We start from the raw sequence: 14546 nt of genomic DNA on the forward strand, positions 1-14546 counted from the left end.
CCTTAGAGGTCGGAAATAAAACTGATTTAATCCATCAGGAACCAACGGTTGTTGCCTATGAGCACGTAGAAAAAATTCTTTTAACCACGATGGATTGTATACTTTGCTATTTACTTTCAGAAACAAAAAGCCTTTCTGCTATTGAACAGAAAGGCTTTCTCATATTTTACGGAGGTCGATTATTCCGTTTTCTCTTTGCCTTTGTTAAAGATTTCTGAAAGCTTTGCAGCCAGATCTGCTCCGCGAAGGTTTTTGCCAATGATACGGCCTTCAGGATCTAACAGGAAGTTTTGCGGAATAGCTTGCACACCGTAAAGCTGCGCAGCTTCGTTCTGCCAGAATTTCAAGTCGGAAACATGGGTCCATGCCAGGCCATCTTTGTGGATTGCAGCCAGCCATTTATCTTTTGCGTTAGGACGGTCCAGCGAAACGCTCAGGATGGTAAAGTTCTTGTCTTTAAACTGGTTGAAAGCTTTTACCACATTAGGGTTTTCCTGGCGGCAAGGGCCGCACCATGATGCCCAGAAGTCAACCAATACATATTTTCCACGGAAAGACGATAGCTTCACCATATTACCTGAAGTATCTGCCTGTGCAAATTCAGGCGCAACGGCACCATAGGCAACGGTTTTTAGTTTAGAAAGCTGTTCTGCATATTTCTTTCCCGAAGGGCTATTTTGCAATTCAGGACTTAAACTGTGGAATAAAGGCTCCACATCTCTGTAATCTGCACTGTAAGTGTAATTGCGTAAGGCGTTTAAACTTACGAGTGACGCCGGGTGTTCTTTAATGAACTTTTTACTCAGCTCATTTTCGTGACGCTCGATACTTTTTTCGGTAGCTTCCAGCTCTGCCTTTACCGCTTCTGAAGGGTTGTCGCCGGCAGCTTTTGCCTTTTCGTTTAATACTTCATACTCTTTGGTTGCAGGCTCGATGGTTTTCTTGTATGCCGCATAATCCTCGCTGATCTTGGTACCGGTAGCTTTAGCATTTACGGCCACATCCGGACTGTTGATCACCGTAGTACCTTTTTCTAAATAAAACTCGGTATAGTCATACGGCGGATGAACACCATCACCTTTAGGGTTCAGGAATAAGGTTGCCTGGGCAGGTTGCTCAAGCACGGCGGCACCTTTAAATTCAAACTCGCCATTCTTAACAACGGCAGAATCTTTATAGCTTTTACCATTGGCACCATAACTCAGGTATACCTTTGCAGGGGCATTGAAATTGCCTATCTTTCCTTTTACAACAAAATTTCCGGTCTGGGCAAAGCCTGCGGCTGGCAGCGCAATCAGTGCGGTGTATAAGAGTTTTTTCATGAATTCGTGATCAGATTTTCTCAAATGTATGAAAATCAGCTTAGATCTTACCAAAAATCTCTGACAGCTTATTTTCCAGGTCTTCGCCGCGCAGGTTTTTCGCAATGATTTTACCATCCGGATCAATCAGAAAGTTTTGCGGGATAGCACGAACGCCATACATCATCGCGGCTTCATTTTGCCAGAACTTCAGGTCTGATACCTGTGTCCAGGCCAGGCCGTCGTTCTTAATGGCGTTCAGCCAGTCGTTCTTCCCGTTCGGACGATCAAGCGATACGCCCAGAATAGTAAAGTTCTTTACCTTATATTTATTGTAAGCCTTTACCACGTTCGGGTTTTCTTCGCGGCAAGGGCCGCACCACGATGCCCAAAAATCTATCAGTACATATTTACCTTTGAATGAAGACAGTTTGACCATTTTCCCTTCGGCATCCGGCTGGGTAAAATCAGGCGCGGCTGCGCCGATAGCCGTTGCAGTTAATTCCGTAATAGAACGGCGCAACTGCATCCCTGGCTCGGTAGACTGTACAGATACATCCAATTTATTAAATAGCGTCAGCAACATTTGCGGATCGGCAGAGGGGCCTCCTAATGAGCTTAAAGCCATTAAGCTCAGATAGCTTTTTGGATGCGTCTCAATAAAATCCTTTAACGCCTGCTCGCGCTGGGTCTGTAAGGTTTTCAGCTTAGCCTGTATGCCGTTACGGAATTCTGCCGTCGTCTGCACAACGGGTGTAGCTGCAGCAGCTTCTTTATAGATCTGTTCTGCTTTTTCATTAATCGGCTTTAGAACAGCGGTTAGCTTAATGTTCTCGGCATTGATCGGCGAGCCTATAATTTGTGCCTTCGCGATCGAATCCGTACCGTTAACGGTAATCTCGCCCCGCTCCAGGTAGAAGCTCAGGGCATCTGCAGAACGGTCTAACTTAGAAAACCCGATATTCTGATGGTCTACTACCATTATCGCGTTGGTAGGCGTTTGGATTGGACCCGTAAAAGTGAAAGCCCCATTGGCAGTATATACCGAATCGATAAAGTTGTTCGCGCCTGCACGATACAGCAGGTAAACCTTAGTCGGCTTATCTATTTTAGATAACGTACTTTTAAGGGTGAAAGTAGGGTTTTGCGGAACAGGTGCTTGGGCCATTAAAGCCATAGGCGACAGCAAGGCCGCATATAATAATAGTTTTCTCATTAGTGGGAAAAATGAATAGAAAGATACAACGCTTTTTATACGAAATACGTATCCGATTAGTTTAATTTTTGATAGGTACGCCACCATAGGTCGGGCATTTCGCCGTTCACCGCCGTCATATAGTCGTCATAGCTACAGGGAACCAGGTGGTAACGCTCGTTTAAAGAGCCGCCTGCAGGATAAGGTACCTGCATCCACCAGCGGTCAGACTTTTTGCTTTTCACAAATACCACCTCATGCTCGTCATGCGTCAGGGTGGTTTTATAGATCAGGTATTGCGATTTAGGGTTCAGCGGAAAATCGCTCTTGCGGTTATAAAACCCTTCGATAAAATACCAGATCATTTGCGCCAGCAGAATTGCAGTCTGCCCGTTTACATCATAAGCGGGATTGTATTCGTAAAAACCAATCGAGGTTAGTTTATCATTATAACCTGCGTAACGGCATATCTGGCAAGCCTCTTCGCCATAAAAACCGTTTGGCGTGGCATTGGCGTTACCCATGGCGTCAGAACTCCGGATGGCGCCAATATCAAAGCTGAGCATGTTGGCATTACGGATTACCGGTTCGGCAACGGCAATCTGCCCGCTTAGTTCACCCAACCGGTGCACATCAAACAACAACTTATCCATTACCCGCAGGCTTTCCTGGCTGGTGAGATAGGTTTGATAACCCAGGTTACTGAAATTGAAAAGGTAGTTAGGTTCGTGGAGGAATATTTTGCTCAGGAAAGAGTTAGAGGTGGTTTCCCCTTCGTTGCGTTCAAAATCATCTTCGAGGTCAAAAGACTGATCGATGATCACCAGGTCTACCTTCTGCTCCAGCTGCTCGTAAGCGGTAAACTGCGCATAGGTTAAATCCTGCCCGCCGCCAATAATTACCGGGATAATGTCGCTTTTGATCAATTCCTCCGCAACCACTTTTAACGCCGCATAAGTATCTGTCAGCGCAGCGCCACGGCGGATATTGCCCAGGTCTGCTATCTTCGAAGCAAAGTCGCCTTCGTACAGTTGGTACAATTTTTCGCGAACAAAATCCGGCGCTTCTGCACAACCAGAATTATTAACCGCGTGGCGGTCTTCCTTCACCCCAATAATCGCCATATGGTAACCGCCTTCTTCCAGATCTGGGAACTGATCGGTATAAGCGGCTATCTTATGCCCCAGCTGACTGGCATTAAAACCGTTTTGCGGAGCAATACGGCTCATATCTATCGGTGTGAGGAAATCGGCTAAAGACATAGTTTCGCAGGCCAAATATCAATTTAATTCAATTAATTTGCACTGTTTTCTTAAAAAATAGCAAAGATGATATTGGTAACCGGGGCAACAGGATTTGTAGGCGCAGAGCTGGTAAAACAGCTTGCCGGGCAAAACCTCGCCGTAAGGTGTACCAAACGGGCGTCTTCTGTTATACCGTCCTCGCTAGCGCCCTATGCCCATTTAATTGAATGGGTAGAGGCCGATATCACCGACCTTACGGCTATGGAAATCTCACTGGAAGGCGTTACGCAGGTATACCATTGCGCCGCTTGGGTATCGTTCCGCGAGGCTGATAAACAGCAAATGATCTACACCAATGTGACCGGTACTGCCAACCTGGTGAACATTTGCATGGAAACCGGTGCGCGGGTAGTTCATGTCAGTTCTATCGCAGCAATCGGGCAGGCGAAGGACGATGAGCTGATCACTGAAAAGCATTTTATTGAAGAAACGCCGACGGAAAACGGCTACGCCATTTCAAAGCTGGAAAGCGAAATGGAAGTGTGGCGAGGTATTGCTGAAGGTTTGGATGCCGTGATTGTAAACCCATCCATAATTATCGGCGCATCTGCCGGTGCAGACGGCAGCGGGCAGATCTTTGACAAAGTACGCCAGGGTTTAAAATTTTACACTTCTGGCAGTTGCGGACTAGTGGACGTGGCAGACGTGACTAAATGCATGATCGCTTTGATGAACAGTGATATTACCGCCGAACGCTTTATCATCAACGCAGAAAACTGGCCTTATAAAGACCTGCTAAATTATATTGCCGCTCAATTTGGCACCCCTTCCCCTAAAACAGAGGCTAAACCCTGGATGCTCTCGCTGGCATGGCGGGGTGCTGCGTTAATCAGTTCCATAACGGGCAAAGCACCTGCGCTGGATAAAATCGCAGCCCAGTCAGCATCGGTTGTGCAGAACTATGATAATAGCAAGATCAGGAAAGCAATTGGTATTGAGTTTAAGCCCATCAAAGAAACCATTAACGAAATTGTCGCGGCTTTCAAGAGCGATGCGATGCTAAGTAAATAATCAGAGGGTATTATTTACGCCTTCAATAGCAAATTCTGTTTTCTTCACCCCTTCGCTCACGGTGCATTAGCCATAATAATTTACACTGTTGTACTCATCTTTATGCCGGTATTTTAAATCGAGCTGATAGCCCCCGCCTACATAATGCTCTTCAAAATCGTCACCATTATGGCTGGCTTTAACCAGGTTCAACATCAGTTCCTTCCCCTTTACGTGAATGACGGCAGCCCGTGCAAGGGTATCTTCCAGCGTATCTATGGTGCCGGTTTGCACCAGAATCTCATTAAGCTCGACAATATGCTTACGCTTTTCGGCAAAAACCTTATCGCAATAAAGGTACTCAGAGGTATGGCTTACTTTTTCCAGGGCAATATCATGCTGCCTGCATGCGGTTGTGAATAACAAGCACAAAACCGTTATCAGAAACATTAATTTACCGCGCTGTATCATCCTTGAACATAATTATAAACAAGTAAACACGTTAATTTATTTGCACTGAAGATAATTTAATCACACATATTTCAATTATCACTAAATTTGGCGTTCACAATTTTTATTGGCTATGAGCAAACGAACAAAAATTAAAGCATTATTAGAAAGTACACAAACAGACATTCAGGTTACCGTTATGGGTTGGGTTCGTACCTTCCGTAACAATCAGTTTATTGCTTTAAATGATGGCTCTACCAATAATAACATCCAGATTGTCGTCGATTTTGAGAATACAGACGAAGCTTTACTAAAGCGAATTACCACCGGTGCATCGTTGAAAGTTGTGGGCCAGTTGGTAGCATCATTAGGTAAAGGCCAAAAAGTAGAAATAAAAGCTACAGAGGTAGAGATCCTTGGTGACAGCGACCCTGAGAAATACCCACTACAGCCTAAAAAGCATAGCCTGGAGTTTCTGCGCGAAATTGCCCACCTGCGTTTCCGCACCAACACCTTTGGCGCGATCTTCCGGGTGCGTAACAGCCTGGCTTTTGCCGTGCATAAATTCTTACAGGAGAAAGGTTTTGTTTACCTGCACACCCCTGTTATCACCGCTTCTGACGCGGAAGGCGCAGGCGAAGCATTTAAAGTAACCAACTTTGATATTGCCAACCCGCCACGTACCGAAAGCGGCGAGATTGACTATAAGCAAGACTTCTTTGGCAAGGCTACTAACCTGACCGTATCCGGCCAGTTAGAGGGCGAATTGGGCGCCATGGCGTTAAGCGACATTTATACGTTTGGCCCAACATTCCGTGCTGAAAATTCCAATACTACCCGCCACCTGGCAGAGTTCTGGATGATTGAACCCGAAATGGCTTTTTACGATCTGGAAGATAATATGGATCTGGCCGAAGGGTTACTGAAATATGTGATCAGCTACGCGCTTGAAAATAACCGTGAAGACCTGGAGTTTTTAAGCCAGCGTTTGCAGGAAGAGGAAAAATCTAAACCGCAGAACGAGCGCAGCGAAATGAGCTTGCTGGATAAATTACAGTTCTGCCTGGATAACAGCTTTGAACGGTTAACTTATACCGAAGCAATTGATATCCTGAAAGAATCTACCCCGAACAAGAAAAAGAAATTCCAGTACCTGATTGAAGGCTGGGGCGCCGACCTGCAATCTGAGCACGAACGTTACCTGGTAGAGAAACACTTTAAGAAGCCGGTGATCCTGACGGATTACCCGAAAGAGATCAAAGCATTTTACATGCGCCAGAACGACGATGGTAAGACCGTACGCGCCATGGACATCCTTTTCCCGGGCATTGGTGAAATTGTAGGTGGTTCGCAACGTGAAGAACGTTTGGAAAAACTGGAACAACGCATGGCCGAAATGGGAATACCGGCAGAAGAGCTTTGGTGGTACCTGGATACCCGCCGCTTTGGCAGTTGCCCGCATGCTGGCTTCGGCTTAGGTTTCGAGCGTTTGGTATTGTTTGTAACAGGCATGGGCAACATCCGCGATGTGATTCCTTTCCCTCGTTTCCCTAAAAACGCAGAGTTTTAATTTAAAAACAGCGCACATAAAAAAGGAGCTGCCTCATATCGAAGCAGCTCCTTTTTGTTTTCAGACGGTGAACGCTTACCAGATCTTGGTACGCTGGTCTGCCGGTTTGTATAACTTATCGCCTTGTTTAATACCAAAAGCCTGGTACCACGCATCAGTGTTAGACAGTGGGCCGTTGGTACGGTACATCTCTGGCGAGTGCGGGTCTACGCTTATACGCATCCGCAGGAAAGCATCCTGGTCTTTAATACGCCATACCTGCGCAAATGACAGGAAGAAGCGCTGATCTGGCGTAAAGCCGTCGATCTTGTCCTGAGTTTTACCTTGCTTGGTGTTTTTAAACGCTTCATAAGCGATGGCGATGCCACCATTATCCGCAATGTTTTCGCCTAAAGTAAGGTTACCATTTACGTGCAGGCCGTTCAACACGGTGTACTGATCATACTGTTTCGCAATAGCTGCGGTCTTAGCTTTGAAACGGGCTTCATCCTCTTTTGTCCACCACATTTTCAGGTTACCATCCTTGTCGTACTGGCTACCCTGATCGTCAAAACCGTGGGTCATTTCGTGGCCGATTACCGCGCCGATTGCACCATAGTTAATGGCATCGTCGGCATCTTTATCAAAGAATGGGAACTGCAGAATACCTGCAGGGAACACAATCTCGTTAAAGCTTGGATTGTAATAAGCATTAACAGTAGGCGGTGTCATACCCCATTCTGTTTTGTCAACCGGCTTATCAATCTTTTTCAGTTGCTCGTTATAATCATGACGGTTGATAGCCTGAACGTTCTGGTAGAAGTTGCCGCGGCTGATCTCTACGTCGTCATAAGTTTTCCATTTATCCGGGTAGCCAATCTTTTTGGTAAAGGCATCCAGTTTAGCCAAAGCTTTTTCTTTGGTTTCTTTGCTCATCCAGTCCAGGCGTTGGATACGTGAACGGTAAACCTTCTGCAGGTTATTCACCAAATCCTGCATGCGCTGCTTGGCCTCTGGCGTGAAATATTTCTCTACATAAAGCTGGCCCAGCAGTTCGCCTAATCCACCATCAACGGTCGAGATCATGGTTTTCCAGCGTTCTTTCTGTTTCTTCTGGCCGGATAATACAGTGTTAAAGAAGTCGAAGTGCGCCTGGCGGAAGTCTTTGCTCAGATAAGGTGCAGAACGAGTAAGTGCCACAAATTTTACTTCGGTTTTCCAGGTATCAATCGGTTGGCTTTTAAGCAGTTCGCTTAAAGAAACATAATATTTAGGCTGACCTACCAGGATGGTATCGGTCTTTACGCCCATACGTCCGAAGATATCTTTAAAGTCGATATTCGGCGTTTTCTTTTGAATATCGCTAACCGCAAACTTATTATAGTTCTTCACCGGGTCGCGCAGTTCAACCGGTGTAGAGTGTGACTGTGCAATAGTAGTTTCCAGTTTCAGGATCTGGTCCGCATTCTTTGCAGCCGTTGCTTGGTCCACACCCGCAAGCGTAAACAACTTGGTAATATATTTTACAAACTCCGCACGGATCTTTACACTTTCTGGATCGGTCTTGGTATAATACTCCTTATTAGGTAAAGTTAAACCGGCCTGCCCAAACTGCGCCATATTCTTGGTGCTGTTCTTATCATCCGGGCCAACATAAAAGCCTAACAAAAAGCCTTCGCCATTTTTCTTGTACTGGTCTGCCGAAAATTGCAGCAGTTGCTTACCGTCTTTAATCTGGTCAATCTCTGCCAGCAACGGCTTTAGAGGTGCAGCGCCTACTTTTTCCATAGCAACGGTATCCATACCGCTCAGGTAAAGGTCTGCCACTTTCTGTTCCTTGCTGCCTTTACTGTTGTCCTGCTTGGTAAGCTCCTCTAAAATTTTGTGCAGGTTCTTCTGGTTATCGTCATATAAGGTATAGAAAGATCCCCATCCCCTCTCAGATGCAGGGATCTGCGTTTTCTTGTACCAGGTACCATTGGCATATTCAAAAAAGTTATCGCCTGGCTTAACGGTCGTATCCATACCGGCTTTATCAAAAAACACCGTCCGTTTAGGGGCGTCATCGGCTTTCTGGCCCTGTTTGGTATTACATGCAGCACTGAGTGCAACAGGTAAAGCAAGCCAGATAATTGGTTTGATTTTCATGTTATAAAAATGTCTTTAAGTATATGCGGTAAATATGGAAAAGTGTTAACACTAAAGCAAACGCGTTTTTCAGAACACAAAAGAGCTTAAAGTGTTGATAATTAGCTTAGTGTTAACAAATAAATAACCGGTGCTTCACGTTTATATGAAAAGTTATTAGCTACTTTTATAAGACCTCTGCTATTGGTCGCAAAAATTCAACTTAAAAACAAGTTTTATGACCTGGAGAAAATTTAGCGGTGAAATACTGCAAACGCCCGTAATCGAAGAAGTGGAGAAGGTGATCGAGCGCGAAACCAATCTCGGCAACAAGCTAAAAGTATGTATCGGTACAGATTCGCAGGTGAAAGGTAATGTAACCGACTTTGCCACCGTCATCGTCTTTCTGCGCGAGCAGCGTGGCGGTTTCATGTACATCCACCAGGAACGCACTTCGCAGAAGATGAGCATTAAGGAGCGCATGCTTACGGAAGTACAAAAATCCATTGACATTGCTTACAAGCTTTGCGATCTGCTGGACCTATATGATGTAGACCTGGAGGTGCATGCAGACATTAATACCAACCCGATGTTTAAATCTAACCAGGCGCTGCACGAAGCCATGGGCTATATCTTAAGCATGGGTTTTGTATTCAAAGCCAAACCCGAAGCTTTTGCAAGTTCTTACTGCGCTAATAAAATTGTGCAGTAAAGCTTAAATTTATTTCCGTTCAAAACTCAGAACGGCTACTTTTGTTAGCTGTACGTGAAAAGTTATCAGCAAAAATGGCATCAGAATATACCGGTGAGTATGGCTGAAGCCTGGAAATTTTTCTCTTCCCCGCTTAATCTCGGCAAGATCACTCCGCCGAACATGAAGTTTATTGTCACTTCTGATTATGACGAAAACACGGTGATGTATCCGGGTATGATCATTACCTACAAGGTATCGCCACTGTTGAATGTGAAGATGAACTGGGTGACAGAGATCACCCACGTACAGGAACCCAACTTTTTTGTGGATGACCAGCGGCTTGGCCCCTTCGCCCTATGGCACCATGAACACCATTTCGAGGAAATACCTGGCGGCGTACACATGACGGATATTTTAACCTATGCTGTTGGTTACGGCCCGCTTGGAAGTATTGCAAATATGCTGATGGTTAAGAAGCGCATTGCTGATATATTCAAATACCGCGAAAAGGCTGTTATCGAACTTTTCGGCGAGTTTAAACCAGTGAAGTAATACGCTCACTATAATTATTTTACAAGTTTTTTACCAAACGCGCAACCCTCGCGGTACTAATCCTCGTATATTTAATTTGTGGGACGCGCAACAAAGCGGTATGTCTTATTGTCATTAATAATGACGAAATTGCTTGTATAATTAAGTATAATTTTTTTTCGGCAGTGTCCAATAAACTATTTAACCTTACATCAGCTCTAACAATTAAAAAAAAGCGCATTGAAAGGTTAAAAATTATCTTTTTTATGCAATAATTAATAGATTGCCTGCCGTTGTGAGTAAGCAACCTGGCAAATCAAAAAGTTGGCAATATTGTTGTAATTATAACACAACTGTAGCTGAAGGTAGTTTTAACAAACAAACATCAGCGCATTTACAATTAATCTGAAAGGTATTATATGGAAGCAAAATTTTCGCCGCGGGTAAAAGATGTAATCTCATATAGCAGGGAAGAAGCTTTACGCCTCGGACACGACTATATCGGGACAGAGCATCTGCTACTTGGGCTCATCCGCGATGGCGATGGGATAGCTATCAAATTGCTCAAAGGGCTTAATGTTGATACATCCAGGTTGCGCCGGGCGGTGGAAGATGCGGTTAAAGGCACATCCGGAACTAATGTGCACATTGGCAGCATCCCGTTAACTAAACAAGCCGAAAAAGTATTAAAGATCACTTATCTGGAAGCCAAAATATTTAAAAGCGATGTGATTGGTACAGAACACCTGTTGCTGTCTATCCTTCGCGACGAGGATAACATTGCCTCACAGATACTGATGCAGTTCCACGTTAACTATGAAATTTTTAAGGGCGAAGTAGAAGCTCATAAAAATAATATTACCGACGAAATGCCGGGCTCTTCAACCGGCGGCGATGACGATTTCAAAGAAGAAGAATCATTTAGCCAGCCTAAGAAGGTATCTGACATTAAATCTAAAACCCCCGTTCTGGACAACTTCGGTCGCGATTTGACTAAAGCTGCAGAAGAAGGCCGTTTAGACCCGATCGTTGGCCGCGAGAAAGAAATTGAGCGTGTGTCTCAGATCCTTTCCCGTCGTAAAAAGAATAACCCAATCCTGATCGGTGAACCAGGTGTTGGTAAATCTGCCATCGCCGAAGGTTTAGCCTTACGCATTGTTCAACGTAAAGTATCACGTGTATTGTTCAACAAACGTGTGGTTACTTTAGATCTGGCTTCACTGGTTGCAGGTACCAAATACCGCGGTCAGTTTGAAGAGCGCATGAAAGCAGTGATGAACGAACTGGAAAAATCTCCGGACGTGATCCTGTTTATCGACGAGATCCATACCATTGTAGGTGCAGGGGGTGCTTCAGGCTCGCTTGATGCCTCTAACATGTTCAAACCTGCTTTGGCAAGGGGCGAAATTCAATGTATCGGCGCTACCACATTAGATGAGTACCGTCAGTATATTGAAAAAGACGGCGCCCTGGATCGTCGTTTCCAAAAGGTAATGGTAGAACCTGCTACACCTGATGAAACTATCGAGATCTTGAACCGCATAAAAGAAAAATACGAAGAGCACCATGGTGTAACTTATACTGAAGATGCGATCAAAGCGTGCGTTGCTTTAACTGCACGTTACATTACAGACCGCTTCTTACCGGATAAAGCGATTGACGCTTTGGACGAAGCAGGTTCACGTGTGCACTTAACCAATATCCACGTTCCGCAGAACATCCTGGATATTGAACAAAAGATAGAACAGATCAAGGTTGAAAAGAACCGCGTTGTCCGCAGCCAGAAATACGAAGAAGCTGCTAAACTGCGCGATACCGAAAAACATCTGTTAGAAGAACTGGAACAAGCGAAAGGCGTATGGGAAGCTGAAACCAAATCTAAACGTTACACTGTAAGCGAAGATAACGTTGCTGAAGTGGTAGCGATGATGACCGGTATCCCGGTGCAAAAAGTTGGTCAGGCAGACAGCCAGAAACTGCTGAACATGACTACCGCTATCCAGGGTAAGATCATTGGTCAGGACGAGGCGATCAAGAAATTGACCAAAGCCATCCAACGTACACGTGCCGGATTGAAAGATCCTAAAAAGCCGATTGGTTCTTTCATCTTCTTAGGCCCAACCGGTGTGGGTAAAACAGAACTGGCTAAAGAACTTGCCCGCTTTATGTTCGACACTGAGGATGCGCTGATCCAGATTGACATGAGCGAGTACATGGAGAAATTTGCCGTGTCACGCTTAGTGGGTGCGCCTCCGGGATATGTAGGTTACGAAGAAGGCGGACAACTGACTGAAAAAGTACGTCGTAAACCTTATGCCGTTGTACTGTTAGACGAGATCGAAAAAGCTCACCCTGATGTCTTCAACATCCTGTTACAGGTGTTGGATGAAGGCCAGCTGACAGATTCATTAGGCCGCAAGGTAGACTTCAGGAATACCATCATCATCATGACCTCTAACATCGGTGCACGCCAGTTGAAAGACTTTGGCCAGGGTGTTGGTTTCAGCACTGCTGCTAAAGTAAACCAGGCTGATGCACATTCAAGAGGCGTGATCGAGAACGCATTAAAACGTGCTTTCGCTCCGGAATTCCTGAACCGTATCGACGACGTGATCGTGTTCAATTCTTTAACAAAAGAAGATATCTTCCAGATTATCGACATCGAACTGAAAAGCTTATTCGGTCGTATCCAATCTTTGGGCTACAAAATCGAGCTTACAGATAACGCAAAAGAGTTTATCGCAGAGAAAGGCTACGACTCACAGTTTGGTGCGCGTCCGCTGAAGAGGGCCATCCAGAAATACCTGGAAGACCCGATTGCAGAAGAGATCCTAAAAGGGGAGCTTGCTGAAGGTGATACCATGGAAGTAGATTACAATAAGGAAGCAGACGAAATCAAGATCTCGGCAAAATCAGGCGGCCAGGCCGATAAGCCAAAGGAAGAAGAAGAGTCTAAATAATTGCAGACCTTCTTTAAATAAACATCAGGAGCCCTTTCAGCAATGGAAGGGCTTTTTGATTTCAGGCCGCTGGCATGTAGTTTCAAAAAAACTTTCAGAAACCCCTCAACAATTGCATTTTTGCGCATCAGGTTTAAAGTTTGCTTATGGGTCAGTATTATATCATCGATTTCGACAGTACATTCACACAGGTAGAGGCGCTCGACGAACTGGCCCGCATCTCATTAAAGGATAATCCTAACCGCGAAAAGATCTATAAACAGATTGAAGACCTTACCAACGCGGCCATGGAAGGCAAACTCTCGTTTACAGACAGTCTGGAAGGACGGGTTAAACTACTGGAAGCGAACCGCGAGCATTTAAAACAACTGGTGCGGCATTTACGCAAAAAAGTGTCTACTTCTTTTTCGCGCAACAGCATGTTTTTTAAAAATCACCAGGATGAGGTTTTAATCGTATCCGGTGGTTTTAAGGAATTTATCACGCCGGTTGTGAGCGAGTATCACATCAAAAAAGAAAACATCTACGCGAATACTTTCATTTTTGATGATCAGGATAACATCATAGGCTACGACAGGGAGAACCCGCTTTCGCAGGAAGGCGGCAAAGTAAAGCTATTAAAACAACTGAACTTGCCCGGTGACATTTTTGGTATTGGTGATGGTTATTCTGATTTCCAGTTGAAGGAATCCGGCCTGATTAAAAAGTTCTTTGCTTATACCGAGAATATCGAACGCAAATCGGTAACAGAAAAGGCAGATCACATCACGCCAAGCTTCGATGAATTCTTATACATTAACCGCTTGCCCAGGGCGATCTCCTATCCTAAAAACCGTATCAAATGTTTAATTGTGGGCGAAATTGATGAAGAAGCCGTTTTGCAAATGCAGAAAGAGGGCTACAATATTCGCCATAAACAAAACATCGAACAAAAGTATTTAGAAGAAGCAGGTGTATTGCTTTGTGCAGAAGATCAGCAACCGACAGTAGAACAATTGCAGGCCGCGCCAAGATTAAAGGTAATTGGTATATTCGGCCGGGTAGCCAATCGTAAACTGGCTGATATGGCTTGCGAAAATGGCGTGATCATTTTTGACGACCCGAAATATAATCCCCGTAATGTGGACTTTATCCCTAAACGGGTAATTGCCTTTATGAACGAGGGAAAAACGCACATGAGCTGTAACTTCCCAGATCTGCAGCCACCACGGGTGAACAACGCGCACAGGTTAATCCATATCCATAAAAATAGGCCGGGTATCCTGGCAAAAATCAATGATGTTTTTGCGCAGCATAACATTAACATTTCGGGCGAATTCCTGGTAACCAACCCGCAAATTGGTTATGTAATTACCGATGTTGATGCTGGTTACGATACCGAGGTGCTGGACAAGCTAAAAAGCATTGAGCACACCATTAAATTCAGGCTGCTGTATTAGGAACTG

12 protein-coding genes are annotated in these 14546 nt (G+C 44.8%); 7 read left to right on the forward strand and 5 right to left on the reverse strand.

Annotation, left to right across the window (positions count from 1 at the left end; all coding sequences use genetic code 11):
- On the forward strand, positions 1 to 218 hold a 218-nt coding region (locus tag MUY27_RS19295; protein ID WP_245132878.1), incomplete at its 5' end, for a hypothetical protein.
- On the opposite strand, the gene MUY27_RS19300 is transcribed toward MUY27_RS19295, so the two are convergent.
- The 3 genes from MUY27_RS19300 to MUY27_RS19310 are packed head-to-tail and all read right to left on the reverse strand — an operon-like array spanning position 180 to position 3758.
- Positions 180 to 1322: a TlpA disulfide reductase family protein gene (locus MUY27_RS19300; RefSeq protein ID WP_245132880.1), complete on the reverse strand. Its 1143-nt coding sequence runs from the start codon at positions 1320 to 1322 to the stop codon at positions 180 to 182. The genes MUY27_RS19295 and MUY27_RS19300 overlap by 39 nt on opposite strands.
- A gap of 40 nt (positions 1323 to 1362) precedes the next feature.
- Positions 1363 to 2517 carry a TlpA disulfide reductase family protein gene (locus MUY27_RS19305; RefSeq protein ID WP_245132883.1) on the reverse strand — a complete coding sequence of 385 codons (1155 nt, stop codon included), beginning with the start codon at positions 2515 to 2517 and terminating at the stop codon, positions 1363 to 1365.
- Between the two features lie 56 nt (positions 2518 to 2573).
- Entirely contained in the window at positions 2574 to 3758 is a 1185-nt protein-coding gene (locus MUY27_RS19310) for a formimidoylglutamase (protein WP_245132884.1), read from the reverse strand.
- Positions 3759 to 3824: 66 nt separating this feature from the next.
- Between MUY27_RS19310 and MUY27_RS19315 the strand changes: the two genes are divergently transcribed.
- Positions 3825 to 4811, forward strand: coding sequence for an NAD-dependent epimerase/dehydratase family protein (locus MUY27_RS19315; protein ID WP_245132886.1), 987 nt, complete (start codon positions 3825 to 3827; stop codon positions 4809 to 4811).
- 66 nt (positions 4812 to 4877) lie between these two features.
- Here MUY27_RS19315 and MUY27_RS19320 read toward each other — a convergent pair whose 3' ends face one another.
- Positions 4878 to 5216: a hypothetical protein gene (locus tag MUY27_RS19320; protein ID WP_245132888.1), complete on the reverse strand. Its 339-nt coding sequence runs from the start codon at positions 5214 to 5216 to the stop codon at positions 4878 to 4880.
- Positions 5217 to 5373: 157 nt separating this feature from the next.
- On the opposite strand from MUY27_RS19320, the gene asnS reads away from it, so the two are divergent.
- Complete coding sequence (gene asnS, locus MUY27_RS19325) at positions 5374 to 6810, forward strand: asparagine--tRNA ligase (protein WP_245132894.1); 1437 nt, start codon at positions 5374 to 5376, stop codon at positions 6808 to 6810.
- A 75-nt stretch (positions 6811 to 6885) separates the two neighbouring features.
- Here asnS and MUY27_RS19330 read toward each other — a convergent pair whose 3' ends face one another.
- Positions 6886 to 8937, reverse strand: coding sequence for a M13 family metallopeptidase (locus tag MUY27_RS19330; RefSeq protein WP_245132895.1), 2052 nt, complete (start codon positions 8935 to 8937; stop codon positions 6886 to 6888).
- Positions 8938 to 9154: 217 nt separating this feature from the next.
- Here MUY27_RS19330 and MUY27_RS19335 point away from each other — a divergent pair, with 217 nt between their 5' ends.
- The 4 genes from MUY27_RS19335 (at position 9155) to MUY27_RS19350 (ending at position 14540) form a co-directional block, all read left to right on the forward strand.
- Entirely contained in the window at positions 9155 to 9628 is a 474-nt protein-coding gene (locus tag MUY27_RS19335; RefSeq protein WP_245132897.1) for a ribonuclease H-like YkuK family protein, read from the forward strand.
- Between the two features lie 54 nt (positions 9629 to 9682).
- Entirely contained in the window at positions 9683 to 10162 is a 480-nt protein-coding gene (locus MUY27_RS19340) for an SRPBCC family protein (RefSeq protein ID WP_245132899.1), read from the forward strand.
- 398 nt (positions 10163 to 10560) lie between these two features.
- On the forward strand, positions 10561 to 13101 hold the full coding sequence (locus tag MUY27_RS19345; RefSeq protein ID WP_245132900.1) for an ATP-dependent Clp protease ATP-binding subunit: 2541 nt from the start codon (positions 10561 to 10563) through the stop codon (positions 13099 to 13101).
- Between the two features lie 146 nt (positions 13102 to 13247).
- Positions 13248 to 14540 carry an HAD-IB family phosphatase gene (locus MUY27_RS19350; RefSeq protein WP_245132908.1) on the forward strand — a complete coding sequence of 431 codons (1293 nt, stop codon included), beginning with the start codon at positions 13248 to 13250 and terminating at the stop codon, positions 14538 to 14540.
- Positions 14541 to 14546 lie beyond the last annotated feature (6 nt).

The organism is Mucilaginibacter straminoryzae (assembly GCF_022953055.1).
GTDB lineage: Bacteria > Bacteroidota > Bacteroidia > Sphingobacteriales > Sphingobacteriaceae > Mucilaginibacter > Mucilaginibacter straminoryzae.

What these genes read in the sequence shown, in the direction of transcription:
- MUY27_RS19345 (WP_245132900.1), top strand. Translation starts at nt 10,561, where the DNA reads ATGGAAGCAAAATTTTCGCCGCGGGTAAAAGATGTAATCTCATATAGC.
- MUY27_RS19350 (WP_245132908.1), top strand. Translation starts at nt 13,248, where the DNA reads ATGGGTCAGTATTATATCATCGATTTCGACAGTACATTCACACAGGTA.
- asnS (WP_245132894.1), top strand. Translation starts at nt 5,374, where the DNA reads ATGAGCAAACGAACAAAAATTAAAGCATTATTAGAAAGTACACAAACA.
- MUY27_RS19300 (WP_245132880.1), bottom strand. Translation starts at nt 1,322, where the DNA reads ATGAAAAAACTCTTATACACCGCACTGATTGCGCTGCCAGCCGCAGGC.
- MUY27_RS19315 (WP_245132886.1), top strand. Translation starts at nt 3,825, where the DNA reads ATGATATTGGTAACCGGGGCAACAGGATTTGTAGGCGCAGAGCTGGTA.
- MUY27_RS19335 (WP_245132897.1), top strand. Translation starts at nt 9,155, where the DNA reads ATGACCTGGAGAAAATTTAGCGGTGAAATACTGCAAACGCCCGTAATC.
- MUY27_RS19310 (WP_245132884.1), bottom strand. Translation starts at nt 3,758, where the DNA reads ATGTCTTTAGCCGATTTCCTCACACCGATAGATATGAGCCGTATTGCT.
- MUY27_RS19330 (WP_245132895.1), bottom strand. Translation starts at nt 8,937, where the DNA reads ATGAAAATCAAACCAATTATCTGGCTTGCTTTACCTGTTGCACTCAGT.
- MUY27_RS19305 (WP_245132883.1), bottom strand. Translation starts at nt 2,517, where the DNA reads ATGAGAAAACTATTATTATATGCGGCCTTGCTGTCGCCTATGGCTTTA.